This is a genomic window from Lacinutrix venerupis, from assembly GCF_003663945.1.
In the GTDB taxonomy this organism is placed as follows: Bacteria; Bacteroidota; Bacteroidia; order Flavobacteriales; family Flavobacteriaceae; genus Lacinutrix; species Lacinutrix venerupis.
On the sequence record NZ_RCCH01000001.1, the window covers coordinates 207,446 to 232,627 of the forward strand.

Consider the following 25,182-nt stretch of genomic DNA (forward strand, 5'->3'; position numbering starts at 1 on the left):
TTTTTGCAGAAATAGTAAATATGACAGAAGAAAACGACGACCTAACAAACGAAAACATAGAAAATCAAGAACCACAAGAAACTATTACCAGGATTACTGGTATGTATAAAGAGTGGTTTTTAGATTACGCTTCGTATGTAATTTTAGAACGTGCAGTACCAGCAATTGAAGATGGTTTTAAACCTGTACAACGTCGTATCATGCACTCAATGAAGGATCTTGACGATGGGCGTTACAATAAAGTAGCTAATATTGTTGGTCATACCATGCAGTATCATCCGCACGGTGACGCCAGTATTGCAGATGCTATGGTGCAAATTGGCCAAAAAGATTTGCTAATAGACACCCAAGGAAACTGGGGAAATATATTAACAGGAGATCGTGCAGCAGCCTCAAGATATATTGAAGCTCGTATTTCAAAATTTGGTTTAGATGTTGTTTATAATCCTAAAATAACAGAGTGGCAGGCAAGTTATGATGGGCGTAGAAAAGAGCCTGTAAATTTACCAGTAATGTTTCCGCTATTGTTAGCGCAAGGAGGAGAAGGAATTGCAGTTGGACTTTCAACAAAAATTTTACCTCACAATTTTATAGAGTTAATAGAAGCTTCAATTAAACATTTACAAGGCAAACGCTTTACGCTAGTTCCAGATTTTCCAACAGCAGGAATTGCAGATTTTTCTAATTATAACGATGGTTTACGTGGAGGAAAAGTGCGTGTTCGTGCAAAAATTTCTCAAGTAGACAAAACAACGCTAGCAATAACCGAGATTCCTTTTGGTACCACAACATCATCACTTATAGATTCTATTCTAAAAGCAAATGATAAAGGAAAAATAAAAATTAAAAAAATTGAAGATAATACTGCTGCCGAAGTAGAAATATTAATTCATTTACCATCAGGTTTATCGCCAGATAAAACCATCGATGCTTTATACGCTTTTACAAGTTGCGAAAGTTCAATTTCACCATTAGGCTGTGTAATTGAAGATAACAAACCATTATTTATTGGTGTTACAGAGATGCTTAGACGCTCTACAGATAACACCGTTCAATTATTAAAACAAGAATTAGAAATAAAACTTGGCGAATTTGAAGAGCAATGGCACTTTGCAAGTTTAGAACGTATTTTTATAGAAAATAGAATTTATCGCGATATAGAAGAAGAAGAAACCTGGGATGGTGTAATTAGCGCTATAGATAAAGGACTTCAGCCACATATAAAACATTTAAAAAGAGCAATAACAGTTGAAGATATTACACGTTTAACCGAAATTAGAATTAAACGTATTTCAAAATTTGATATCGATAAAGCACAGCAAAAAATTGATGCTTTAGAAGAGCAAATAGCAGAAGTAAAACATCATTTAGCAAACTTAATAGATTACGCCATTGCTTATTTTAAAAGGTTGAAAAAAGAATATGGCGAAGGTAAAGAGCGTAAAACAGAAATTCGTGCTTTTGAAGATGTAGATGCTACAAAAGTAGTTATTAGAAACACAAAACTTTACGTAAATAGAGAAGAAGGTTTTATAGGTACATCATTACGTCGTGATGAGTATGTTTGTGATTGTAGTGACATAGATGATATTATAGCTTTTACAGCATCTGGAAAAATGATGGTTACCAAAGTAGACTCTAAAACGTTTATAGGTAAAAATATTATTCATGTTGCAGTCTTTAAAAAGAAAGACAAACGTACTATCTATAATATGATATATCGCGATGGTACAAAAGGAGCGAGCTATATTAAGCGTTTTGCTGTAACCTCTATGACAAGAGATAAAGAGTACGATTTAACAAACGGTAGTAAAGGCTCTAAACTTTGGTATTTTTCTGCAAATCCAAATGGTGAAGCCGAAGTTATATCGGTGTTTTTACGTCAAGTAGGTAGTATAAAAAAATTAAAATGGGATATTGATTTTGCCGATATTTTAATAAAAGGTCGAGCAAGTAAAGGAAATGTGGTTACAAAATATGCCATTAAAAAAATAGAACTAAAAGAAGAAGGTGTTTCTACATTAAAACCAAGAAAAATTTGGTTTGACGATGCTGTACAGCGATTAAATGTAGATGGAAGAGGAGATTTAGTTGGAGAATTTAGAGGAGAAGATAAATTACTAATTATAAATCAAAAAGGAATTGCAAAAACCGTAACACCAGAAGTAACACTGCATTTTGATAGTGATATGATAGTTATGGAAAAATGGATTCCTAAAAAACCTATTTCTGCAATATATTATGATGGAGAAAAGGAGAAATATTACGTAAAACGTTTTCTAATTGAAAATGAAGATAAAGAAGAGTTATTTATCTCAGATCATGAAAATTCACAACTAGAAATTGTATCTACAGATTGGAGACCAGTTGCAGAAATTGTATTTGCTAAAGAAAGAGGTAAAGATAGACGAGATAATGAAGAGGTTAATATTGAAGATTTTATTGCAGTTAAAGGCATATCAGCTTTAGGAAACCAACTTACTAAATACAAAGTAAATCAAGTAAGTTTATTAGATCCTTTACCTTACGAAGCTCCAGAAGAAATTCATGCCGAAGAATTAGAGGTTAGTGATGAAATTGTTGTAGAAAACAAACTGCCGATAGATGTTCCTGAAGTAGAGCAACAACCTAAAAAAGATTTTATTAGCAAAGAAGAAAAGGCTAAAAAAGCTTTAGAACGTGCTATTAAAAAGAAAAAAGATAATCAAGGTGGAAAAGATCAAACCACATTGTTTTAACAATAAGTAATTTTAAAATTATTTCTTGGTTTTAGACCTGCTAATTTTGTGGTTTAAAAATTCAATAAAAAGAGAGAATGCAATTGCAAAATACAAATAACCTTTTGGTATCGCTCCAACGGTTTTTCCAAATAATGCAGTTTCGCTTAAATGGGCAGCCTCTGTTATTAGCATAAAACCTATTAATATTAAAAAGGCTAAAGCTAGCACTTGAATACTTGGGTGTTTTTCTATAAAAAGCCTAATTTTATTAGCAAAACCAATCATTACTGCAATAGAAATTATTACAGCAATAATCATTAAAACAAGATTGTAATTGTGGTTGTCACTTAATCCATTAGTCATACCAACTGCGGTTAATATGGAGTCTATAGAGAAAATAAAGTCAATAATTAAAATTTGTACTAAAGCTTGTTGTAAAGATTTTATCACTTTTCCTTTCATGCTATTTTCATCATGATTTGGTGTTTCCACTTTTTCTCTAATTTCAGAAGTACTCTTATATATTAAAAACAATCCTCCAGCAAAAAGAATAATACTTTGCCAAGTTAAATCTAAAGTAAGCCAGCTCGTTTTAATAGAATAAAAAGGTTCAGACAAGCCTATTAAAAATGATACAAAAAATAATAAAATTACACGTTGAACCATGGCTAATAACAAGCCAATATTAGTAGCCTTTTTTCTTTGTTCTTCTGGTAATTTATTTGCGGCAATAGAAATAAATATAATATTATCTATACCAAGAATAATCTCTAGAAAAGTAAGAGTTAATAGTGCAAAAATAGCGTCTGATGATAATAAAAAATCTAACATAATTATTTTGTTAGCTTTGTTTTTGTAACAGTTCCTTTTTGTTTTTTTGTTTCTCCAACGTAGGAATATTCAAAAGTGTAACTAGAATCTGTAGTGGTAAGAATTTTTAAATGAATATCATTTTTATCAACCATACGTTTAGGATTTATAGTTTTAAAAATAACTTCACAATCATTAATCCATCTAACTTCTGAGGAATCTGTTTTGCCATCGTAGGTTTCAATTTGAAGATTCTCACTCCTTAAAATATATCCAGTTTTTTCAACTCCTTTTTCAGTATAATTAAATTTAAAAAAGCCTGTTTTAAAATCTGTGCAATTTCTTTCAGGTTGTTGGCAACTTAAAATTATTATACTAAGTGTAACTAATAGGAATATATTTTTCATTTTAAATATAAGTTTTAGCAAAATTACAAAATGAATAGATAGAAAACACTTTTTTGTTAATCTCTTAGAATTGCATATTTCAAAATAAATAGAAGATAGTGCTTAATTTTCAAAATTTGAAAAACTACCATCTTTATAAAATATAATGATGCGTTCAATTTCTTTTTTAGAATTTGAAGAAATTATTTTTTCAACTGTAATTTCTTTTTGTGCATTTTCGTTTTCTGAACTTGAAAATAAATTTTGATTTTGTACAGTTGATTTTTTTTCAATTTGCGGTTCGCTATTTTTTCCAGAAGGAAAATTTCCTTTTCCATTCATTAACCAATATAATTCTACTTCAGGAAAAGAGGAGAGTACTTTTAAAACAAATTCTAAACTTGGTTTATTTCTACCAGAAAGTATGTGCGAAATACTAGAGCGTTGCACACCAATTTTTTCGGCAAAGGAAGAGGCGCTTTCTCCGTAAAAATCAATTACTTTTTTAAGTCTTTTAGTAAATTCTTCGTTGTTTATCATAGCTATACAAATGTAAACAATCTTATTAAAACACAGTGTTTACATTTGTATATTTAACACAAATAATTATACAAATAAGGCTATTTAAAGGTGTTTTTATCAAAACTTTAACTTTAAATAAACGTATTTAAATGACTGAAAATAAGTATTTTGTGAGTTTATTTTAATATGTGATTTATTTTGTTGTCTTTAAAGGAGTAATGCGAATAAAATACTTATAAAAACCGTTACATATGTAAATTACAATTGTAAATTTTGTTGTTTACATTTGTAAAATAGATATTGTTTACATTTGTAACACAAATAAAATCTAATATGAAAGATAAAGCACTAAAGGCTATATTTAATGAGCATAAAGAGACTGCTCTTTTTGGTCGTTATATAAACTTAAAACATATTATTCCTCTTTTAAAAAAGCATGAGGATAATTTTAAAATTGAAGTTATAGGGCAATCGGTTTTAAAAGAAAATATTCATTCTATAAAAATTGGTGCTGGAAAAAAAAGAATTTTAATGTGGTCTCAAATGCACGGTAATGAATCTACAACCACAAAATCAATATTCGACTTACTTAATTTTTTTACAGATAATCCACTTTCAGAATCTATTTTAAATGCTTGTACAATTGTTATAATACCAATTTTAAATCCAGATGGTGCTAAAGCTTACACGCGCTTAAATGCTAATAATGTAGATTTAAATAGAGATGCGCAAAATTTAACTCAGCCAGAAAGTATTGTGTTAAAAGACTTATTTAATAGTTTTAAACCTCATTACTGCTTTAATTTGCATGGACAACGTACTATTTTTAGTGCTGGTGCTACTAATAACTCTGCTAGTCTTTCGTTTCTATCTCCTGCTCAAGATAAAGATTGTACAATTACAGATAATAGAAAAAAAGCAATGTCTATTATAGTAAAAATAAACACTATGCTTCAAGCAGAAATTCCTAATCAAGTAGGTACTTATGATGATGCTTATAATATAAACTGTGTAGGAGATACATTTCAAAGTTTAAATGTACCAACAGTGCTGTTTGAGGCAGGACATTACAGTAACGATTATGATAGAGAAGAGGTAAGACGTTATGTTTTTCAGTCTTATTTAATTGCTTTAACTACTATAGTTAATAATGATATTAATTTAGAAGATTTTAACGAGTATCTTAAAATACCACAAAACGAAAAGTTATTTTTTGATGTTATAATTAAAAATGCGCGCTTTAATAATGAAATTTTAGACATTGCAATACAGTATCAAGAAAAATTAATTGATGATAAGATAATTTTTTCGCCAAAAGTTGAAAAAATTGATAAGTTAGATAATTATTTTGCTCATAATGTTATTGATGCTAGTAATAATACAGTTTTAGATAAGGATGGCCATACATTATCTATAGGTGTCGAAAACGATTTCGTAATTGTAAATAATTCAAAATATTCATTAAAATTTGATTAATCTGCATTTTAGGTGAGGATAATTCATCAAAAATGTATTATTTTTGTTTTTTATATAAGAAAAAATACAAAATGGCGAAATTTAAATTAGACGAAGTAGATCATCAAATTCTCGATATGTTAATCGATAACACTAGAGTTCCTTTTACAGATATTGCAAAAAAATTACTAATTTCTGCAGGAACTGTTCATGTTAGAGTTAAGAAAATGGAAGATGCAGGAATTATAAAAGGTTCTTCTTTAACTTTAGATTATAAAAAGTTAGGATACTCTTTTATTGCTTATGTAGGTGTCTTTCTTAAAAACACATCACAAACAAAGTTTGTTTTAGAGCGTATTAACGAAATTCCTTTTGTAACTGTAGCTCATGTAACTACTGGTAAGTTTAATGTTTTTTGTAAAATTAGAGCAAAAAATACGGAGCATGCAAAAGATGTTATATTTATGCTAGATGATATTGAAGGTGTTTATAGAACCGAAACTATGATCTCTCTAGAAGAGAGTTTAAACGATAAAAAACGTTTAATGCACGATATTTTTAATTCTTTGTAGTTTTAAAAATTTTATATTAAAGTCCTTTAGTTATCTTGCTAAAGGATTTTTTTTATTCTTATTTTAAATATTATGAAAGTAAAAGACTTAAATAAAAACGAATACTTGCCATATTTTCAACCTTATATAGATAGAATAGGTGATTTAATATTGTTAGACGGTTTAGAAGATGGTTTGGATAAAACAATACAGTTTTTTAAATCTATTCCTGCTGAAAAGTTAGAGTATAGTTATGCGGAAGGTAAGTGGTCTATAAAAGAAATTATTAATCATTTAATAGACTCCGAACGTGTTTTTGCCTATAGAGCTTTACGTTTTGCAAGAAAAGATAAAACTCCTGTTGCTGGTTTTGAAGAAAACGACTATGCTATAGAGAGTTTTGCTAATAATAGAACTATAGAGGACTTATTAGAGGAATATATATTAGTAAGAAAATCTACCATTGCATTGTATAAAACATTTGGTAGTGATAGTGAAATACTTAAAAGAACTGGTATTGCAAGTGGAGGAGAAGTGTCTGTTAGAGCATTAGGTTTTTTGGTATCAGGCCATGAAAAGCACCATTGCGAAGTTATTAAAGAAAGATATTTGTAATTATTCTTCTTCTCCGTTTTTTATAGATTCTTCAATTAAAATATGTCCATCTTCATTTAGTAATAAATCATCGGTATCACCAAGATTGGCCATAGTATAATGCAGTTTACTACCAACTTTTACTAAATAAACTGTGTCTTCGGTTTTAACTTCAACCGCTTCTATGGTTTCATTTTTATGATTGTCGAAAACAACAATATCATCATCACCGTAACCATCTGGATATTTTAATGTAAGTAAGTTTAGAACTTGTGGTGTTAGTTTTTTATAATCTACAATAACTCTTTTCATAACATTTAATTTTTAAGTTAAAAGTTAATTTTAGTAAGGTGTTATATAAAAATACAAATTTTTAGCTAAAAAACATATTAAGCATCGTAAAACTTAAAAGCCTCTAATATAGCTTCATTTTCTACTATACAATCTGTTTTAGGTTTACCAATGGCTTCTAATAGTACAAAGTTAATGTTGCCGTGTTCATTTTTCTTATCATATTTTAAAAGCTCAATTATAGGAGTGTAGTCAGTTTCATTAATCTCTACATGTCCATAAATAGCTTTTATGATAGCTTTTATAGAATTGCTTTTGTTTTCTGAAAAACCACAGTATTTTACAGATAAGTAATTAGCTAAAATAATACCTATAGCAATAGCTTCGCCATGTAAAAGTCTTTTCTTAGTGTCATTCTTCATAAAATAGGATTCTATAGCATGACCCAAAGTATGACCATAATTTAATGTTTTACGTAAGTTTTGCTCTGTAGGATCTTGCTCAACAATATTCTTCTTTATAATTATAGACTCGTAAATTAACGCATCTAAATCATCTATTGTAGATTCAGATAAATCTTGTAGTTTATTCCAATAGCTTTCATCGTAAATAAGGCCATGCTTTAGCATTTCAGCTAAACCAGAGCGCATTTCTAATTGAGGTAAAGTGCCTAAAAATGAAGTATCGACTACAATTAATTCTGGAGTACTTATAACTCCTATTTGATTTTTTAAAGCACCTAAATCAATTCCTGTTTTGCCACCAATTGAGGCATCTACCATTGCTAATAAGGATGTGGGAACGTTTATAAAATCTATACCTCGTTTAAAAGTAGAGGCTACAAATCCGCCTAAATCTGTAACAACTCCGCCACCTACATTTATAATAACACTCTTTCTATCGGCACCATACTCAGATAGCGTTTCCCAAAGCCCTAAACATATATCAAGGTTTTTAGACTCTTCTCCTGGATCGATTTCTAAAATATCGTAAGTTATATCTGTATCTATATTAGCTAATAAAAATGGTACGCAATCTATATTTGTATTGGTATCGCATAAAATAAAAACTTTAGAATATTTTAATTTTTTTAAGTGTTTATTTAAAGCTTTATAGCCATTATTGTTAAAATATATAGAATAATCTTGAGTTGTAATTGTTGTCATTAAAATGTGAATTATTATACTGTAAAAATACGTACTTTTAAAAGAATTATAACTTTGATAATTTATATTTGTAGAAATTATTTTTTACTAAATGACATTAAAAAATATCTTCGATAATACTGAAGTTGCTTTCAGTTTAAAAAGTGATTCTCAATTAGAACGCGCTTATTTTTTATTTAAAATGATTGCAAACGAGCCATTAGTTCGTATTGGTACAGCAGCAACTAGATTTGCTTTAAAGGCTAAATTACCTGTAGAAGGTTTAATTAGAGCAACAGTTTTTGATCATTTTTGTGGAGGTGTAAACGAGAAAGATTGTTTGCCAGTAATAGACAATATGTATACTGCAGGTGTTTGTTCTGTATTAGATTATTCGGTTGAAGGTAAAGCTTCAGAAAATCAATTTGATGATGCTACCGAAAGACTTATTAAAATAATTGAATTTTCAGAGAAAAAAGACGCAATGCCAATTGTTGTTTTTAAACCTACGGCTTTAGGGCGTTTTTATTTATTTCAAAAAAGAGGAGAAGGTAAAGAGTTTACTAAGGAAGAAGAAGCGGAGTGGAATAGAGTAATAGGACGTTTAGATAAATTATGCAATCTTGCAAAAGCTAGCGATGTTGAAGTTTTAATAGATGCTGAAGAAAGCTGGATGCAAGATGCAGCAGATGAGATTATAGAGAAAATGATGGAACGCTATAATAAAGAAGTTCCTTACGTTTATAATACATTACAAACTTACCGTTGGGATAGGTTTGACTTTTTAAAAGCAACCCATAAAAGAGCTAAAGAACACGGTTATAAATTAGGATATAAAATTGTTCGTGGTGCATATATGGAAAAAGAGCGTGAACGTGCTTTAGAGAAAGGTTACGAGTCTCCAATTTGTGCAGATAAGAAAACTACAGATGATAATTTTAATAATTGCCAAAAATATATTTTAGAAAACTTAAACGAGATTTCTATATTTATAGGAACGCATAATGAAGAAAGTACTTATTTGGCTTTAGAGCAGATGGAGAACTTAAATATAAGTAAAGAAGATAATCGTGTTTGGTTTGGGCAATTGTATGGTATGAGTGACCATATTAGTTTTAATCTTGCTAAACGAGGGTACAATGTGGCAAAATACTTACCATTTGGACCGGTAAAAGATGTTATGCCTTATTTAATACGTCGTGCAGAAGAGAATACTTCTGTTGCCGGACAAACAAGTCGTGAGTTGTCTTTACTTAAAAAAGAACGCTCACGTAGAAAAGCTTAATCTATATATTCTATATTGTTTATAGTTGCTATAGTTTCACAGTTTTCTACTGTTAATCTGGTTTTGTTTTCTTCTATTTTTCCTTCTACAAGATAGATACCACAAGGTTTTTTTCTAGTATCGCTATCTGAAAAATTAACATCTCCTTTATATAAAATGTAGTTTATTTTAGTAGTATCTATGTTTTTTGAAGACATAAATATTTCTGCATTATTGGAATAAGCTAAGGTTTTAGATCTTATATTTTTTAAAACTCTAGCATCTGGTCCATAATCGCAAGATGCTTTTTTGCCATTTAGGAAAAATGCTAAAATTACTAGTCCAATTGCAAATCCTCCAAAATAATAACCAAACCTTTTTAGTAAACTCATAGATTTTTTAATTTTTGTTAAAAACTCCTATAGTTCTTATTATATAGGAAATTTAATTAAAAGCAAAATTCGTGAATTAAACTGATTAATTAAAGAAAATCTATTTTAAAAAATAAGTAAGTTAATATCGTTATAACTCATGTTAAACCACTCGCCAACCGCACGATTTGTTAGAATACCATGATAGAAATAAAGTCCGCTTTTAAGACCTCGATCCATACGTAATGAATGTTCTAAACCTCCATCTTCTCCAATTTTAAGCAAGTATGGCGTAAATATATTACTTATAGAAGCAGAAGCTGTTCTAGAGTAACGAGCAGGAATGTTAGGTACGCAATAGTGTATAACTCCATGTTTTTCAAAAACTGGATTTTTGTGAGTAGTAACATCGCTAGTTTCAAAACAACCACCCATATCTATACTAACATCTATAATTACAGAACCTTTTTTCATTTGCTCTACCATTGCTTCTGTAACTATAACAGGCGAGCGATCTTTTCCACGAACTGCACCAATTACAACATCACAACGCTTTAAAGCTTTGTTTAAATATTTGGGCTGAATTGTAGAAGTATAAAGCGTTCTTCCTAGATTTGTTTGTACACAGCGAAGCTTAGTTATAGAGTTGTCAAATATTTTTACATTTGCACCTAAACCAATAGCGCTTCTAGCAGCAAATTCTCCAACTGTTCCAGCTCCTAAAATAACCACTTCTACAGGTGGTACACCGCTAATATTACCAAACATTAAACCATTACCGTTACTGGTATTACTTAATAACTCTGATGCAATTAATACAGATGCGGTACCTGCAATTTCACTTAAAGCACGAACTGCTGGATATGCACCATCGTCATCTCGAATAAACTCGAACGCTAAAGCAGTTATGCGTTTACTGGCTAAAGTCTCAAAATATTTTTTAGACTGCATTTTTAATTGTAATGCAGAAATTAAAATGGTTTGAGGGTTTATTAACTTTAATTCTTCTAGAGTAGGAGGTTCTACTTTTAAAATCATTGGGCAACTATAAACTTTAGCAACATCGCTAGTTATTTCTGCACCATTTTCGCTATAATCTTTATCACTAAATTTTGAACCTTTTCCTGCGCCAGACTCTATAAGTACACGATGACCATTGTTTACAATAGCAGAAACAGCATCCGGAGTCAAGCAAACACGTTTTTCTTGAAAAGCAGTTTCCTTTGGTATACCTATAAATAATGAACTTTTTTGTTTTAAAATTTCTAAGGTTTCTTCTTGAGGTAATAATTCTGCTTTAGAAAACGGAGTAATGGATTTTGCCATGTGTTATTATGCGTTATTTATAGAGTTTTAAATTACAAATAAAATGCAAAAGAACAAGACATTTTTAAATGGAATTTATAGAATATAAATTCTACTAAAAATACTGTTTTACTTTCCCCCAAAACGTTTTTGGCTTAAACTTAAGCTCGTCTTCAAGCTCTTGAGTTGTTTTATCTACAGTGTTTAATCTGTTAAATATTCTTGCTCTAATTAAATAAATAGAAGGTATAATAATAGCCATTATAGGTATTGAATATTTAAATTGAAAACTATCTACATATTTCATGTCCTCATTTAATATAAAAGCTATTTGAAAAATATATGTTAATATAGGAATTATTATAGCATGATGCCACCAATGTCTACAAGTAAAGAACCATAATATTAAAAAATATAATGGAATTAGTTTATTACTTAAAGTCCAGAAAGCAATTTGTGCACTTTCATAAAAATTACTGTCGTAAGTAAAAAGAAAAGTGTCCCAAACTTTATCGTCTGGAACACTTTCGTATAAGTAAAATAAATAAGGAGATATTGCTATCATTAAAGCAATGAAACTCCCTAGGATAAATTTCTTTTTATCCGTGTGTAGGGATTTTAATTCTCCATTTTTCAATTCCAGTTTCTGTTTGCTCATTTAAGTCAATGATGTTTGTTGCGTTTGCGGTGAACAATGCACCTCCGAAAATAGCTAATGCTATTACATACTTTTTTGTTTTCATAATTATAGGGATTTAAATTAATTAATTACTCAAATTTATATAAATCTCTAGTCAAAAAAGTCGCTAAATGTTAAATTTATGTTAAAAAACCTTTTTTATTAATTTTTCGTTACGGTAAAAACCGTAATCTGCCCAAAAATACACTTTTTAGGGAGATATAAAAATGTAAAAAAATTAATTTTCAGTCATTTTTAGAATCCTAAAACTATCCTTTTCTAATGAAATTGATATTGTATTATAATTTGTAAATAAATTTTCTGCTAATTGAGGCCATTCTACAAATAGATAAGCTTCAGTGTCTAAATAATCTTCTATACCAAAATCGTATAATTCGTTTTGGTCTTCAACTCTGTATAAATCAAAATGATATATAGTTTCAGTGTTAGATTGATATTCATTTACTAAAGAAAAAGTTGGGCTGCTTACTGTATCGTTAGAGCCTAAAGCTTTAACTAGTGCTTTAATAAGTGTTGTTTTGCCAACTCCCATTTCGGCTTTAAAGAGAAAGGTTTTAGACGTTGATTGTTGTAAAATTTTTTTTGCTACAGTGTCTATATCTTTTAAAGTATATTCTATTTTAAGCATATTGTAAAAATAAATATTTTAATTATTAAAATTTTAATAAAGCAAGTTGTTTTAAATCCATTTTAAGAATTTTTTTATTGTTTTTAATTTTCCATTATATGGTGCATATCTTACAGGTAAATCTAACCAATTACCTTTTTTAACTATTGCTTTTTTATGAGAGAAAGTATCAAAAGAAAGTTTACCATGATAAGCACCAATTCCACTATTACCAACTCCACCAAATGGTAATCTATGATTTGCAAAGTGTACAACAGTATCGTTTATGCAGCCGCCTCCAAAGGAGTATTTTTCAATTATATTTTTAGCTTTTGTAGAATTATTAGTAAATACATAAAGAGATAGAGGTTTATTGTAGTTACTTATAATAGATTCTATTTCATTTTCATCTTTATATGAAATAACAGGAAGTATTGGTCCAAATATTTCATCTTGCATAACCTCACTATCTATACTTGGCTCATCAATTACAGTGGGAGCAATGTAATTATTTTTAGCATTAGTAATACCGCCGATAATGCATTTTTGGTTTACAAGCATATTTTTTAAACGTTCAAAATTTTTGGTATTTATAATACGGCAAAAATCTTCTGAATTTTCTGGGTTTTTAGAATAAGCATTTTCAATTTCATTTTGTATTGCTATATAAAATTCTTCTTTTTTATTTTTTTGAATTAATATATAGTCTGGTGCAATACAAGTTTGTCCAGCATTTATAAATTTGCCCCAAACAATACGTTTAGCGGTTAATTTTATATTTGCTGTTTCATCGATTATGCATGGATTTTTTCCGCCTAATTCTAAAGTTACAGGAGTTAAGTAGTTAGCAGCTGCCTTAGCTACAATTTTTCCCACATTTACACTACCTGTAAAGAATATATAGTCCCAACGTTGCTCAAGTAATTTTGTAGAAACATCTACACCACCTTCAACAACACTAACATGTTCTGGTTTAAAAACTTTTTCAATTATATTTTTTAATAAAGCAGATGTGTTAGGAGTAAGCTCACTAGGTTTTAATATTACAGTGTTTCCAGCAGCAATTGCGGCAACCATTGGTGCAATTGCTAATTGATAAGGATAGTTCCAAGGTGCAATAATTAAAGTCTGTCCGTAAGGCTCTGAGTATAATTTATCGGTCGACGGAAAATTTAACAAAGCAGGAATTACACGCTTAGGTTTAGACCATTTTTTTAGATTTTTAATCATTAAATCTAAATCTGAAAGTACAACAGAGGTTTCTGTTAAAACACTTTCAAAAGCAGGTTTATTAAAGTCCTTAGCTAAAGCTTCAATTATAGCATTTTCTTGATTTACAAGTTCTTCTCTTAATTTTTTTAAAAGCTTTTTTCTAAAATTAATATTTTTAGTTTCACCAGTTTTAAAATAGTCTTTTTGAGATTGTAATAATTCAGGTATCATAAAAAATATATTAGAGAATAAAGTTACAATATCCTTTTAGATTTATAAATCTTAAGAATATTAAATTGCGTTACAAACACGCTTGCCAAACAGTATCTATTGGTAATGGTGCGGTAATATTTAAGTTAATTTTAGAAACAGGATGTATAAATTTAATGTTTCTAGCGTGTAAACTTATACTTGCATCCTTATTACTACGATCGAATCCATATTTTAAATCTCCTTTTATAGGACAACCAATAGTTGATAATTGCACTCTAATTTGATGATGACGACCAGTTTCTAAATTTACTTCTAAAAGATAATAGTTATCTAATTGTTTAATAGTTTTATAGTGTAAAATAGCTTTTTTGCTATCTGGTACTTCATTTTTATGAGCTTTGGATTTATTGTTTTTTGGATTCTTTTTTAACCAATGTATTAAAGTGCCTATCTCTTTTTCTGGTGAGTTTTTTACTAAAGCCCAATAAGTTTTTGAAATATCTTTAGATACAAATAGCTTATTTAATCGAGGTAATGCTTTACTAGTTTTAGAAAATATTACTAAGCCAGTTGTTGGTCTATCTAGCCTATGTACTGTACCTAAATACACATTACCTGGCTTATTGTATTTATCTGCGATATATTCTTTTACAACATCGCTTAATGGTTTGTCTCCAGTTTTATCACCTTGTACAATATCTCCAGCACGTTTATTAACCACAATAATATGGTTATCTTCATAAATAACTTGTAAGTTATTTTTGTTTGATAGTACTTTGTCTGAAAATTTAGTCACAAAAACAAGAATAATAAATAGCTTAACTGCTAAATGCTAGTTGATTAATATTGCTCATCGTTATTTGGAAAATCACCAGATTTTACATCTTCTCCATATTGTGTAAAAGCGTTGGTCATTTCTTCATATAAATTCATATATCTACGTAAAAAACGAGGATTAAATTCATGAGTCATTCCAATCATGTCATGTGTAACTAAAACTTGGCCATCTACACCAGCACCAGCACCAATGCCAATTACAGGTATAGAAACACTTTTAGCAACTTCTTGAGCTAATTTTGCTGGTATTTTTTCTAAAACAATAGCAAAACAACCTGCTTTTTCAAGCATAATAGCGTCTTCTTTAAGACGTTGTGCTTCTTGTTCTTCTTTAGCACGAACAGTATAAGTTCCAAATTTATATATAGATTGTGGTGTTAAACCTAAGTGTCCCATTACAGGAATTCCAGCATGAAGAATACGTTTTATAGAATCTTTTACTTCTTTACCACCTTCCATTTTTACTGCATGCCCACCAGATTCTTTCATTATTCTTATGGCAGAGCGTAAGGCTTCTTTTGGATCGCTTTGGTAGCTACCAAAAGGTAAATCTACAACAACAAGAGCACGTTCTATGGCACGAATAACAGAAGATGCATGATAAATCATTTGGTCTAAAGTTATTGGTAGTGTAGTTTCATGACCAGCCATAACATTACTAGCAGAATCACCAACTAAAATAACATCAATACCAGCACCATCAACAATTTTTGCCATTGTATAATCATAAGCAGTTAACATAGAGATTTTTTCTCCACGTTTTTTCATATCGACTAAAGATTTGACAGTGACTCTTTTATATTCTTTTTTTGCTACAGACATTTATTTAAAATTAAGTATAGACTGTAAAAATACTAAATTTACTATATATAGCGTTATTTTTATTTAATTCTAAAAAACAATACCTTGCTATTAAATATTCTATAAAATTATGAAACAAGTTATAGTAATCCTTTCTTTATTTTTATATGGAAGTATTAATGCGCAAACTCAAAATGAAATTGAAATTAAAAACACAATTGAAACTTTTTTTGAAGGTTTTCACAAACAAGATAGTTTGATAATGAAACCTTTAATGCATAAGTCTTTAATATTACAAACTGTAGGTAAAGATAGAGGAGTAGTTGTAGAACTTTCTACAACAAAGGGATCAGACTTTTTAAAATCTATAGTTTCTATACCAAAAGAAAGCACATTTCAAGAAAAAATATTGAGTTATAATATTCAAATAGATGGCAATATGGCTAATGTATGGACAAATTACGAGTTTTGGTTTAATTCAAAATTTAGCCATTGCGGTGTAAACTCTTTTCAATTAATTAAACAGAATAATACTTGGCAAATTTTTTATTTAGTAGATACACGAAGACGTGAAAATTGTAAGCAATAGTTTAAAGCTTATTTAAAAATTAAATTAGCAATCTGCCATATTTACTCTTACAGCTAAACCTCCAGTGGAAGTTTCTTTGTATTTATTATTCATATCTTTTGCTGTTTCCCACATAGTATCAACCACTTTATCTAAAGGTACTTTTACATTTTTTGGGTCTGTTTCTAGTGCAAGTTCAGCAGCGTTAATTGCTTTTATTGCTCCCATAGAGTTTCTTTCTATACAAGGAATTTGTACTAATCCGCCAATAGGATCGCAAGTAAGACCAAGATGGTGTTCCATAGCAATTTCTGCAGCAATCATAACTTGTTCTGGTGTACCACCAAGAAGTTCTGTTAAGGCACCAGCAGCCATTGCAGAGCTCACTCCAATTTCGGCTTGGCAGCCTCCCATTGCAGCAGAGATTGTAGCACCTTTTTTAAAGATACTGCCAATTTCTCCGGCTACTAAAAGAAATTGTTTAATTTCTTTAAAACTTGCATCATGATTTTCTATAACCATATAATACATTAATACAGCTGGTATTACTCCAGCACTACCATTTGTAGGAGCTGTAACTACACGGCCAAGAGAAGCATTAACTTCGTTTACAGATAATGCGAAGCAACTTACCCATTTTAAAATTTGGCGAAATTTTACTTCACTTTGTCTTATAGACTGTAGCCAGTCTTGAGAGGTAACGTATGGCATTTCGATATTTAATTTCTTATGCATATCAAAAGCACGCCTACGCACATTTAATCCTCCAGGTAAAGTGCCTTCTGTGTGGCAGCCTGTAAACATACAGTCAAGCATGGTTTGCCAAATTCTATTTAATTCAAAATCTATTTTTTCATCGTCTCTTAGAGAGCGTTCGTTTTCTAAAACAATTTCAGAAATAGATTTGTTTTCGGTATTACAAAAATTTAAAAGCTGTTTTGCGGTATGACTTGGAAAAGGAAATTCTTTTATTAACTCTTTATTTTCGGCATCAACGGTACGTTCTTCTTTTATAACAAAGCCACCACCAATGGAATAAAATGTAGATTGATGAATTTCTGTATTCATACTAAAAGCAGTAAATGTAATTGCGTTAGAATGAAATGGGAGAAATACGCGGTTAAAAATAATTTCAGAGTTTTTATCAAAATCTATTATTTTTTCATTCCCTAAAACCAATTTCTCTGTATTCTCTATAGATGCAATAATAATATCTATAGTTTCTGTTGGTATGTATTCTGGATCGCTTCCGCTTAAACCTAACATTACAGCTAAGTCTGTGGCATGACCTTTACCTGTTAGTGATAAAGAACCATATAAATCTACTTGAACTCTAGTTACATCGTTAAAAACATTGTCTTGTTTTAATTCATGCAACCATCTTTCGGCAGCACGCCAAGGTCCTAAAGTGTGAGAGCTTGAAGGTCCTACACCAATTTTAAGCATATCGAAAACCGAAATACATTCCATAATTATTTAATCCTTTTTTTAGTTAAGCAAATATAGGTTTTTGGTTTCTATGGTATTTTAAAATAACTCATATTTTTTTTGTGTTATGACAACCTGTCACATTTTTTCTAATGGCATAATCATTGACTTATTCCAATCGTAAATATTAATTAAAATAACTTTCGCTTACGCGGAAAAATATAAAAACAAAAACATAAATTATGAGTAAGATTATTGGAATCGATTTAGGAACTACCAACTCTTGCGTTTCTGTAATGGAAGGTAACGAGCCAGTAGTTATCCCGAATGCTGAAGGTAAAAGAACAACACCATCAGTAATCGCCTTTGTAGAAGGTGGAGAAATTAAAGTTGGAGATCCAGCAAAAAGACAAGCAGTAACAAACCCAACAAAAACTGTTTATTCTATTAAACGTTTTATGGGTAACAAATATTCTGAGTCTAAAAACGAAGCAGAACGTGTACCATATAAAGTAGTAAAAGGAGATAACGATACACCTCGTGTAGATGTTGACGGTCGTTTATATACGCCACAAGAGTTATCTGCAATGGTATTACAAAAAATGAAGAAAACTGCCGAAGATTACTTAGGGACTTCAGTAGGAGAAGCTGTTATTACTGTACCAGCATACTTTAACGATGCACAACGTCAAGCTACAAAAGAAGCTGGTGAAATTGCAGGTTTAAAAGTACGTCGTATTATTAACGAGCCTACAGCAGCAGCTTTAGCTTATGGTATGGACAAAAAAGGAACAGACCAAAAAATAGTAGTATTCGATTTTGGTGGTGGAACACACGATGTATCTATCCTTGAATTAGGAGATGGTGTATTTGAAGTTTTAGCTACAGATGGTGATACGCACTTAGGTGGAGATGACGTAGATGAGAAAATTATTAACTGGTTAGCCGATGAGTTTAACGCTGAAGAGTCTATGGATTTACGTAAAGATCCAATGTCTTTACAACGTTTAAAAGAAGCAGCAGAAAAAGCTAAGATTGAGTTATCGTCTTCTGAGCAAACAGAAATTAACTTACCTTATATTACTGCTACTGCATCTGGACCAAAACACTTAGTACGTACATTAACTCGTTCTAAATTCGAGCAGTTAATTGACGATTTAGTAAAAAGAACTATTGAGCCTTGTCAAGCAGCATTAAAATCTGCAGGATTATCAAAATCTGATATCGATGAAATTATATTAGTAGGTGGATCTACACGTATCCCAGCGGTACAGCAAGCAGTAGAAAAATTCTTTGGAAAAGCGCCAAGTAAAGGTGTGAACCCAGACGAAGTTGTATCTTTAGGAGCAGCAATTCAAGGTGGAGTTTTAACAGGAGATGTTAAAGATGTATTACTTTTAGATGTAACACCTTTATCATTAGGTATTGAAACAATGGGTAATGTAATGACAAAACTTATTGAAGCTAATACTACAATTCCAACTAAAAAGTCACAAGTATTCTCTACAGCAGCAGACAATCAACCTTCAGTGGAAATCCACGTATTACAAGGTGAACGTGCCATGGCAGGAGATAACAAAACAATAGGACGTTTTCACTTAGACGGTATTCCGCCAGCACAAAGAGGTGTACCACAAATTGAAGTAACGTTTGATATTGATGCTAACGGAATTATTAAAGTATCGGCTACAGATAAAGCTACAAACAAATCTCAAGATATTCGTATTGAAGCATCTTCTGGTTTAACTGAAGAAGAAATCCAGAAAATGAAAGCAGATGCTGAAGCAAATGCAGAAGCAGATGCAAAAGCAGCAGAAAATGCTAAGAAATTAAACGAAGCAGATTCTATGATTTTCCAAACGGAAAAACAACTTAAAGAATTTGGTGATAAATTATCTGACGATAAAAAGACACCAATTGAAGAAGCTTTAACAGAATTAAAAGCAGCTTACGAAACTAAAGATATTGCTGTAATCGAGCCAGCGTTAGAGAAAATTAACGAAGCTTGGAAAGTAGCAAGTGAAGAAATGTACAAAGCACAGCAAGAAGCACAAGGTGGAGCACAAGAAGGTGGACCAACTGATGCAGGAGCAGGAGCTAAAGGTCAAGCAGCAGACGCTACAGATGATGTTGAGGATGTAGATTTTGAAGAAGTAAAGTAAGCAGAGAACCAGTTTTGTAAAACAAAATTGTGTGAATCGCTTATTCCAAATTTATTTTGGGATCTCTTTAAGATTGAACACAAATAAAAAAAACGCAATCATTATTTTGATTGCGTTTTTTTTTATACTCTTATTTTAATAATAATTTATTACTTTTTTACTGCTTCTACCAATTCTAGCAAATCTACATTTACATTGGTAGTAAATATGCCATAATTTACTACAGCTTTATTTTTTTCTAGCGTATCTATGGTGCCAATTGCACGACCATCGTGCATTCTTACGCGATCACCAATTTTTAAAACAGGTTTAGGTTTTTCTGGTACAAGTTTAGCTTTCGCTTTTTCTGCCTTCTTTTTTTTACGAATAACTTCTACCTTTTTCTCTGCTTCTTGCTTTATTTGTTTCTCTTTATTTTTTTCTGCTTTAGCTTGTTTTGCAGATATCTTTTTACGCTTAGAGTTTTCAATTTGTACTAGCTTAAAAAGTTCTGCCATAAGCTCACGTTTTCTTTTGTCTCTAAAATACTTCTCGGAAATATCGTTAACCTTTTGTCCTAAATAAATTAAACGCTGGTTACTGTCGTACAATTCTTGGTAGTTTTCTAGTTTTTTTTGAATTTTCGCATTTATTTCCTCAAGTTTATCTGCTTCAGATTGTTTTTTCTTTTCATTTACTTTTAGAGATTCACTTGTTTTTTCAAGCTTTGCTCTTTGCTTTTGCAATTTAGCAATTGTAGCATCAAACCTAACTTTAGAACGTTCTATTTTCTTTTTAGAACGGTTTATTAAACTATACGGAATTCCATTTTTTTGTGCTACTTCAAAAGTAAACGAGCTTCCTGCTTGACCTAATGCTAACTTGTACATAGGTTCTAATGTACGCTCATCAAACATCATGTTAGCATTTATCATTTCATCTTTTTCATTAGCTAACATTTTAAGATTAGCATAATGTGTAGTAATTATACCAAAGGCATTTCTGGCATAAAATTCTTCTAAAAACGTTTCGGCTAAAGCTCCACCTAATTCTGGATCGGATCCTGTACCAAATTCGTCTATTAAAAATAATGTGTTTTTATTTACTTTCTTTAAAAAGTAATTCATTTGTTTTAAACGGTAGCTGTAAGTACTTAAATGGTTTTCTATGGATTGGTTGTCTCCAATATCTGTAAGAATTCTGTCGAAAATTGTAACTACACTACGCTCGTGAACAGGAATTAACATACCACTTTGTAGCATTAATTGCAGTAAGCCAACTGTTTTTAATGTAATACTTTTTCCTCCAGCATTTGGTCCAGAAATAACAATAATTCTACTATCGTTATTTAATTGTATGGTTTGCGGAAAGGTTTTTTCTTTTTTTTCTAAATTATTTAAATATAGAATAGGATGGTAGGCGTCGCGTAAAAATAATTCTTTTTTATCGCTAATTTCTGGTAAAATAGCATCCATAGATTTAGCGTATTTTGCCTTTGCAGCAATAACATCTATGGCAATTAAAAACGTTTGATATTGTTCTATTAACGGTAAAAAATCTCGTAAAAAATTAGTGACATCTTTTAAAATACGTACAACTTCTTCGCTTTCTTCGTATTCAAGATTATTAAGTTCTCGTGTGTGTTGTAGCGTAGTTTCAGGTTCAATATAAACAATGCTTCCTGTTTTACTTCCGCCCATAATAGCACCTTTAACTTTACGTCTATACATAGCTTTTACAGCTAAAACACGTTTGTTTTCTACTACAGATTCCCTAATATCGTCTAAGTAATCTAAATTATGGTATTGGTTTAAAGCCGATGTAAAACTTGAATTAATTTTACCTTTAAGCACATTCATAGATTGTCTAATCTCGTAAAGTAGAGTAGAGGCGTTATCTTTTACATCTCCAAAACGATCAACAATACTGTCTATTTTTTCTATAATTACAGTAGTAACTTCTATACGTGAAGCAAATTGTTTTAAGTTTGGATAGTATTCTTCAAATTTATTTAGAAACTTAACAATCTCGTTTGCTGTTATCGAGATAGATACAATTTTTTTTAAACTATGTGTTTCTAAATAGGTGTTTTCAATATTTAATAATTGTAACTCTTTAGTTATAGCATCGAAACCATGATTTGGTATGCGGTTATCGTTGTAAAATGACGATACATATTCATTTGTTAATTGTAAGGCGTTTAGTAATTGCTCTTTATCTCTATAAGGTTCTATAGTTAAAGCTTCTTTATTGCCTAAATTGGTAACACAATATTCGCTAATTTGTTCTAAAACAGTAGCAAACTCTAAATCTTGTAGTGTTTTTTTGTGGATATTTATCATAGTATTATTCCTGAATAAACAGGAATCTGAAAATTGTTTCTTTTATAGCTTAACAAAGTTACGGAATAGAAGTGAGATTATGAATTTTGAAGGAGTTCGCTTAATGTGTTTGTGTATGATTTCATTGCGTGGTTTAAGTACTAAAGTTAGCAAATAAACCACAGATAGAAAATCCGCGAGGACTTTCGTAAGTCAGTTATAACTAACAATGAATTATATACATTGTTGGCAGTAGTTTTCAATCATCTTTAACAGGTGGTTCATAGTTCCAAAAGTCTTCCTTATTTATAGCTCCCAAAAGTTTTCCAATTTTTCCTAAACCCAATTTTTCTTCAGGAATACTTTCTTCAATTCCACCTCCTTCAGGTCTAGCTTTAAGAAAAAAGCCTCCATCTTTCAGAATTGCTGGTTTTTTTTGAATAGACTCAGAATTAAAGTAATAATCATCACTTAATACAACTATTAAACTAGACAAACCTCTTCTTCGTGTAATCTTATATGCGTAAAAGTCATCGGTTTCTATTTTTTCCAACTTTTCTACAGCATTATGATTATTTAATGCTTTTTCTATAAATGGTCGAATAGAGTAGTGTAAATTTTTTCCCATTTTTTACATTACTATTTTTAAATTATTGTCATTGGCAAATGTTTCATAATCTGACTTTTCGGTTTTATTAAAAATAGTAAGATGCAAATCTTGTTTAAATTTAATCTTGTAATCAAACTTTATGTCTTCTAAATTTTTGTTCAGGTTGCCGTTTAATGGTATTGAATTTTGTTCGACTAACATAGCTAAATCGAAATCATTTGCTTTATTAGGCGTATATACTGTGGAACCAAATATAAACGAGTCTGTAATATTAAGTTTGGCTATCCTTTTTTCTAACCAACGTTTCTTCTTTAGCATTTTTTTATCTGTTTTGGCTTTCTCAAAACTAGACTCTAAAATAATTTTTGGAAATTCATTTGGAAACTGAAAATTCGAATAATCAAATTCTGGATTTTTTAAATGTTCATCGAAAGCCTCAATATGCAAAACCATTTCCCTAAACAAGTTCTCGTGCTTATTAGGAATTAATTTTTGATTAGATTCAATTAATTGTTTTATTGCTAAATTATTGGGTGCAATAACCTCTTTTTTTAATTTATTCCAAATCGTTAAATCTGTTCGTAATGGTTCAACATTATGAGCATTGGAATTCGGACCTGTTGTTTGAAAAATATACTTGTTATCGTTTAAAATTGGTATAATTTCTTGACATAACTCTCCAAATGTTTTAATATTATTTTTACTTACGTTTTTAAAAGCTGGTTTGCTTTTTCTTTCGTGATTTAAATCAATGTATCTATGAATTGTGTTATAGATAAGAGCAAGAACTATTATTGTAAGTCCGATAATCCAGTCTTTTTCTCCAATCAAGGAAAATTCAAGCTCTTCGAAAATAATATTGAGAAAGTCTAACCACAATGGTTTTGAGAGAAGTGCAAGTCCACCCAAAATTAAAATCCTAGTTAAGGTATTATAATATTTGGGTCTTATCAGTTTCCAATATTTAATTAGTTTTTCGATGTTCAATTTTTGTCAAATTACTGCCAATTTTCTCTGATATGAAACGATGGAATGTTTTCTATCATTCGTTAAGCGAAGTTAGATTTTTACAGTTTTTAAATCAAGAGAATTTAATCTTTTGATAGCTAAGTTTTTAACAATTGATTGTGTACATGTTATAGTTTTTAAAGAAAGTGTATCACGAAATTGATTGACAATCAATTAATCTTATTATTTAGTCTTTTAAATCGTAAACAGAGTACATGTTTCTGTCTATCATTTTTTTAGGAATTGTACTAAATATAGCATTTCTAATAGCGGTTCCTGTGTTTAAGTTTGCAATTTTACCAGTGAACCAGGATTGTTTTACAATACTATTAACGCGCTTAAAGCGTTTTTTTTCAAATTGCTCAAAATTATTTTTATTGGGATGTTTTGCTATTAATTTTCCTAAGTAGTAAGCATCTTCAATAGCTTGAGCTCCGCCTTGTCCCATATTTGGTGTTGTAGCATGTGCGGCGTCACCAATTAGACATATGTTACCTTTTTGCCAACTTTTTATGGGTTTTAAATCGGTGATATCGTTTCTTAAAATATGATTTATTTCTGTTTTATTAATTAACTCATTAACCAAAGGATGAAACTCTTTAAAATAGAAGGTAAGCTTATTTTTTAAAACCGTTTTGTCATCTTTTTGAAAAGCTTTACTGTTTTTAACGGCAAACCAAGAAGTTTCTGTTTCCGAGAGTTGAGACAACCCAAACCTAATGCCTTTTCCCCACATTTCTATACCTCTGTCTTTAAACTCTAAAGGTAAAGGATGTTGCATAACACCACGCCAGCAGGTTTGGCCAGAATAACGTATTTTCGATTTAGGAAACAACTGTGCTCGTACTTTAGAATCTATGCCATCTGCGGCAATAAGATACTTACTTTTTATAGTGGAGCCATCTTGAAAAGCAATAGTTAAAGCGTCTTGTTCTTCTTTAAAAAATTTAAAGGCTTTATTCCAGTGTATTTTTTCCTTTGGTATAGATTGTATTAACGCTAACTGTAGTTTAGCACGATGTATGGCAAGTGTTGAAAAACCATATTTTTCTTTAGCTGGTAGTTGACTACTATCGGCCAAAGGTTTTAGTTTTTGATTGGCTAATGTAATTCGATTAACAACATTTCCAACTTTAGTTACAGTGTCTAAAACACCAGCAAACTCCATAACTTGTAGTGCATTTGGCGCTAACCAAATACCTGCACCTAATGCGTTTGGACCTTTTGCTTTTTCAAATAATTGATACTTAATGTTTAATTTCTCGAAGACTAGAGCAGTAGTTAAACCACCAATTCCAGCGCCTATAATAGTGTACATTTAG

At 30.4% G+C, this 25,182-nt stretch carries 25 protein-coding genes; 7 read left to right on the forward strand and 18 right to left on the reverse strand.

Annotation, left to right across the window (positions count from 1 at the left end; translation table 11 throughout):
• Positions 1 to 20 precede the first annotated feature (20 nt).
• Positions 21 to 2,738: a DNA gyrase/topoisomerase IV subunit A gene (locus tag CLV86_RS00995; protein ID WP_121048582.1), complete on the forward strand. Its 2,718-nt coding sequence runs from the start codon at positions 21 to 23 to the stop codon at positions 2,736 to 2,738.
• A gap of 18 nt (positions 2,739 to 2,756) precedes the next feature.
• Here the strand turns inward: CLV86_RS00995 and CLV86_RS01000 are convergent, their stop codons facing one another.
• The 3 genes from CLV86_RS01000 to CLV86_RS01010 form a co-directional block, all read right to left on the reverse strand.
• The gene (locus tag CLV86_RS01000; protein ID WP_076733264.1) at positions 2,757 to 3,551 is read right to left on the reverse strand and encodes a TerC family protein; all 795 of its coding nucleotides are present in this window, start codon (positions 3,549 to 3,551) and stop codon (positions 2,757 to 2,759) included.
• Between the two features lie 2 nt (positions 3,552 to 3,553).
• The gene (locus CLV86_RS01005) at positions 3,554 to 3,937 is read right to left on the reverse strand and encodes a DNA topoisomerase IV (protein ID WP_076733263.1); all 384 of its coding nucleotides are present in this window, start codon (positions 3,935 to 3,937) and stop codon (positions 3,554 to 3,556) included.
• Between the two features lie 102 nt (positions 3,938 to 4,039).
• Positions 4,040 to 4,456, reverse strand: a complete 417-nt coding sequence (locus CLV86_RS01010) for a helix-turn-helix domain-containing protein (protein WP_076733262.1) — start codon at positions 4,454 to 4,456, stop codon at positions 4,040 to 4,042.
• Positions 4,457 to 4,771: 315 nt separating this feature from the next.
• Here CLV86_RS01010 and CLV86_RS01015 point away from each other — a divergent pair, with 315 nt between their 5' ends.
• The 3 genes from CLV86_RS01015 to CLV86_RS01025 all read left to right on the forward strand — a co-directional run bounded on the left by CLV86_RS01015 (position 4,772) and on the right by CLV86_RS01025 (position 7,059).
• Positions 4,772 to 5,914 (forward strand): M14 family zinc carboxypeptidase, encoded by a 1,143-nt coding sequence (locus CLV86_RS01015; RefSeq protein ID WP_121049410.1) that lies wholly within the window; start codon positions 4,772 to 4,774, stop codon positions 5,912 to 5,914.
• Between the two features lie 71 nt (positions 5,915 to 5,985).
• The gene (locus CLV86_RS01020; protein WP_076733260.1) at positions 5,986 to 6,465 is read left to right on the forward strand and encodes an Lrp/AsnC family transcriptional regulator; all 480 of its coding nucleotides are present in this window, start codon (positions 5,986 to 5,988) and stop codon (positions 6,463 to 6,465) included.
• A 72-nt stretch (positions 6,466 to 6,537) separates the two neighbouring features.
• Complete coding sequence (locus CLV86_RS01025) at positions 6,538 to 7,059, forward strand: DinB family protein (RefSeq protein ID WP_076733259.1); 522 nt, start codon at positions 6,538 to 6,540, stop codon at positions 7,057 to 7,059.
• Here the strand turns inward: CLV86_RS01025 and CLV86_RS01030 are convergent, their stop codons facing one another.
• Positions 7,060 to 7,350, reverse strand: coding sequence for a hypothetical protein (locus CLV86_RS01030; protein ID WP_076733258.1), 291 nt, complete (start codon positions 7,348 to 7,350; stop codon positions 7,060 to 7,062).
• A gap of 77 nt (positions 7,351 to 7,427) precedes the next feature.
• On the reverse strand, positions 7,428 to 8,495 hold the full coding sequence (gene aroB, locus CLV86_RS01035; protein ID WP_121048585.1) for a 3-dehydroquinate synthase: 1,068 nt from the start codon (positions 8,493 to 8,495) through the stop codon (positions 7,428 to 7,430).
• Positions 8,496 to 8,586: 91 nt separating this feature from the next.
• On the opposite strand from aroB, the gene CLV86_RS01040 reads away from it, so the two are divergent.
• Positions 8,587 to 9,759, forward strand: coding sequence for a proline dehydrogenase family protein (locus CLV86_RS01040; RefSeq protein WP_121048588.1), 1,173 nt, complete (start codon positions 8,587 to 8,589; stop codon positions 9,757 to 9,759).
• Here CLV86_RS01040 and CLV86_RS01045 read toward each other — a convergent pair.
• The 8 genes from CLV86_RS01045 to panB all read right to left on the reverse strand — a co-directional run bounded on the left by CLV86_RS01045 (position 9,756) and on the right by panB (position 15,805).
• Positions 9,756 to 10,130 (reverse strand): DUF4258 domain-containing protein, encoded by a 375-nt coding sequence (locus tag CLV86_RS01045; protein ID WP_121048591.1) that lies wholly within the window; start codon positions 10,128 to 10,130, stop codon positions 9,756 to 9,758. The two genes, CLV86_RS01040 and CLV86_RS01045, sit on opposite strands and share 4 nt — an antisense overlap.
• A gap of 105 nt (positions 10,131 to 10,235) precedes the next feature.
• Complete coding sequence (locus CLV86_RS01050) at positions 10,236 to 11,435, reverse strand: alanine dehydrogenase (RefSeq protein WP_121048594.1); 1,200 nt, start codon at positions 11,433 to 11,435, stop codon at positions 10,236 to 10,238.
• A gap of 94 nt (positions 11,436 to 11,529) precedes the next feature.
• On the reverse strand, positions 11,530 to 11,979 hold the full coding sequence (locus CLV86_RS01055; protein ID WP_241828197.1) for a hypothetical protein: 450 nt from the start codon (positions 11,977 to 11,979) through the stop codon (positions 11,530 to 11,532).
• A 34-nt stretch (positions 11,980 to 12,013) separates the two neighbouring features.
• Positions 12,014 to 12,157 carry a hypothetical protein gene (locus CLV86_RS14190; RefSeq protein ID WP_170148499.1) on the reverse strand — a complete coding sequence of 48 codons (144 nt, stop codon included), beginning with the start codon at positions 12,155 to 12,157 and terminating at the stop codon, positions 12,014 to 12,016.
• 174 nt (positions 12,158 to 12,331) lie between these two features.
• Complete coding sequence (tsaE, locus tag CLV86_RS01060; RefSeq protein WP_121048597.1) at positions 12,332 to 12,742, reverse strand: tRNA (adenosine(37)-N6)-threonylcarbamoyltransferase complex ATPase subunit type 1 TsaE; 411 nt, start codon at positions 12,740 to 12,742, stop codon at positions 12,332 to 12,334.
• 51 nt (positions 12,743 to 12,793) lie between these two features.
• Positions 12,794 to 14,164: an aldehyde dehydrogenase gene (locus CLV86_RS01065; RefSeq protein ID WP_121048601.1), complete on the reverse strand. Its 1,371-nt coding sequence runs from the start codon at positions 14,162 to 14,164 to the stop codon at positions 12,794 to 12,796.
• 70 nt (positions 14,165 to 14,234) lie between these two features.
• Complete coding sequence (locus CLV86_RS01070; RefSeq protein WP_121048604.1) at positions 14,235 to 14,942, reverse strand: RluA family pseudouridine synthase; 708 nt, start codon at positions 14,940 to 14,942, stop codon at positions 14,235 to 14,237.
• 44 nt (positions 14,943 to 14,986) lie between these two features.
• Entirely contained in the window at positions 14,987 to 15,805 is an 819-nt protein-coding gene (gene panB / locus CLV86_RS01075; RefSeq protein WP_076733249.1) for a 3-methyl-2-oxobutanoate hydroxymethyltransferase, read from the reverse strand.
• A 109-nt stretch (positions 15,806 to 15,914) separates the two neighbouring features.
• Here panB and CLV86_RS01080 point away from each other — a divergent pair, with 109 nt between their 5' ends.
• Positions 15,915 to 16,373, forward strand: coding sequence for a nuclear transport factor 2 family protein (locus CLV86_RS01080; RefSeq protein ID WP_121048607.1), 459 nt, complete (start codon positions 15,915 to 15,917; stop codon positions 16,371 to 16,373).
• A gap of 24 nt (positions 16,374 to 16,397) precedes the next feature.
• Here CLV86_RS01080 and CLV86_RS01085 read toward each other — a convergent pair whose 3' ends face one another.
• Complete coding sequence (locus CLV86_RS01085) at positions 16,398 to 17,822, reverse strand: L-serine ammonia-lyase (RefSeq protein WP_121048610.1); 1,425 nt, start codon at positions 17,820 to 17,822, stop codon at positions 16,398 to 16,400.
• A gap of 200 nt (positions 17,823 to 18,022) precedes the next feature.
• On the opposite strand from CLV86_RS01085, the gene dnaK reads away from it, so the two are divergent.
• Positions 18,023 to 19,942 carry a molecular chaperone DnaK gene (dnaK, locus tag CLV86_RS01090; protein ID WP_121048614.1) on the forward strand — a complete coding sequence of 640 codons (1,920 nt, stop codon included), beginning with the start codon at positions 18,023 to 18,025 and terminating at the stop codon, positions 19,940 to 19,942.
• Positions 19,943 to 20,091: 149 nt separating this feature from the next.
• Here the strand turns inward: dnaK and CLV86_RS01095 are convergent, their stop codons facing one another.
• From CLV86_RS01095 to CLV86_RS01110, 4 genes are all read right to left on the reverse strand, one after another.
• Positions 20,092 to 22,263 carry an endonuclease MutS2 gene (locus CLV86_RS01095; RefSeq protein WP_121048617.1) on the reverse strand — a complete coding sequence of 724 codons (2,172 nt, stop codon included), beginning with the start codon at positions 22,261 to 22,263 and terminating at the stop codon, positions 20,092 to 20,094.
• Positions 22,264 to 22,501: 238 nt separating this feature from the next.
• A complete protein-coding gene (locus tag CLV86_RS01100; protein WP_121048620.1) occupies positions 22,502 to 22,870 on the reverse strand; it encodes a hypothetical protein in 369 nt (122 codons plus the stop codon).
• 3 nt (positions 22,871 to 22,873) lie between these two features.
• Positions 22,874 to 23,839, reverse strand: a complete 966-nt coding sequence (locus tag CLV86_RS01105; protein ID WP_147427008.1) for a hypothetical protein — start codon at positions 23,837 to 23,839, stop codon at positions 22,874 to 22,876.
• A gap of 208 nt (positions 23,840 to 24,047) precedes the next feature.
• Positions 24,048 to 25,178, reverse strand: a complete 1,131-nt coding sequence (locus CLV86_RS01110; protein ID WP_121048625.1) for an FAD-dependent monooxygenase — start codon at positions 25,176 to 25,178, stop codon at positions 24,048 to 24,050.
• Positions 25,179 to 25,182 lie beyond the last annotated feature (4 nt).

Bases quoted from the DNA above. Each gene is read 5' to 3' on its own strand.
- CLV86_RS01030 (WP_076733258.1), bottom strand. From the start codon at position 7,350: ATGAAAAGAGTTATTGTAGATTATAAAAAACTAACACCACAAGTTCTA.
- CLV86_RS01020 (WP_076733260.1), top strand. From the start codon at position 5,986: ATGGCGAAATTTAAATTAGACGAAGTAGATCATCAAATTCTCGATATG.
- CLV86_RS01025 (WP_076733259.1), top strand. From the start codon at position 6,538: ATGAAAGTAAAAGACTTAAATAAAAACGAATACTTGCCATATTTTCAA.
- CLV86_RS01010 (WP_076733262.1), bottom strand. From the start codon at position 4,456: ATGATAAACAACGAAGAATTTACTAAAAGACTTAAAAAAGTAATTGAT.
- panB (WP_076733249.1), bottom strand. From the start codon at position 15,805: ATGTCTGTAGCAAAAAAAGAATATAAAAGAGTCACTGTCAAATCTTTA.
- CLV86_RS01000 (WP_076733264.1), bottom strand. From the start codon at position 3,551: ATGTTAGATTTTTTATTATCATCAGACGCTATTTTTGCACTATTAACT.
- CLV86_RS01040 (WP_121048588.1), top strand. From the start codon at position 8,587: ATGACATTAAAAAATATCTTCGATAATACTGAAGTTGCTTTCAGTTTA.
- CLV86_RS01045 (WP_121048591.1), bottom strand. From the start codon at position 10,130: ATGAGTTTACTAAAAAGGTTTGGTTATTATTTTGGAGGATTTGCAATT.
- CLV86_RS00995 (WP_121048582.1), top strand. From the start codon at position 21: ATGACAGAAGAAAACGACGACCTAACAAACGAAAACATAGAAAATCAA.
- CLV86_RS01095 (WP_121048617.1), bottom strand. From the start codon at position 22,263: ATGATAAATATCCACAAAAAAACACTACAAGATTTAGAGTTTGCTACT.
- CLV86_RS01055 (WP_241828197.1), bottom strand. From the start codon at position 11,979: ATGATAGCAATATCTCCTTATTTATTTTACTTATACGAAAGTGTTCCA.
- tsaE (WP_121048597.1), bottom strand. From the start codon at position 12,742: ATGCTTAAAATAGAATATACTTTAAAAGATATAGACACTGTAGCAAAA.
- CLV86_RS01080 (WP_121048607.1), top strand. From the start codon at position 15,915: ATGAAACAAGTTATAGTAATCCTTTCTTTATTTTTATATGGAAGTATT.
- CLV86_RS01015 (WP_121049410.1), top strand. From the start codon at position 4,772: ATGAAAGATAAAGCACTAAAGGCTATATTTAATGAGCATAAAGAGACT.
- dnaK (WP_121048614.1), top strand. From the start codon at position 18,023: ATGAGTAAGATTATTGGAATCGATTTAGGAACTACCAACTCTTGCGTT.
- CLV86_RS14190 (WP_170148499.1), bottom strand. From the start codon at position 12,157: ATGAAAACAAAAAAGTATGTAATAGCATTAGCTATTTTCGGAGGTGCA.
- CLV86_RS01110 (WP_121048625.1), bottom strand. From the start codon at position 25,178: ATGTACACTATTATAGGCGCTGGAATTGGTGGTTTAACTACTGCTCTA.
- CLV86_RS01100 (WP_121048620.1), bottom strand. From the start codon at position 22,870: ATGGGAAAAAATTTACACTACTCTATTCGACCATTTATAGAAAAAGCA.
- CLV86_RS01065 (WP_121048601.1), bottom strand. From the start codon at position 14,164: ATGATACCTGAATTATTACAATCTCAAAAAGACTATTTTAAAACTGGT.
- CLV86_RS01050 (WP_121048594.1), bottom strand. From the start codon at position 11,435: ATGGCAAAATCCATTACTCCGTTTTCTAAAGCAGAATTATTACCTCAA.
- CLV86_RS01005 (WP_076733263.1), bottom strand. From the start codon at position 3,937: ATGAAAAATATATTCCTATTAGTTACACTTAGTATAATAATTTTAAGT.
- aroB (WP_121048585.1), bottom strand. From the start codon at position 8,495: ATGACAACAATTACAACTCAAGATTATTCTATATATTTTAACAATAAT.
- CLV86_RS01085 (WP_121048610.1), bottom strand. From the start codon at position 17,822: ATGGAATGTATTTCGGTTTTCGATATGCTTAAAATTGGTGTAGGACCT.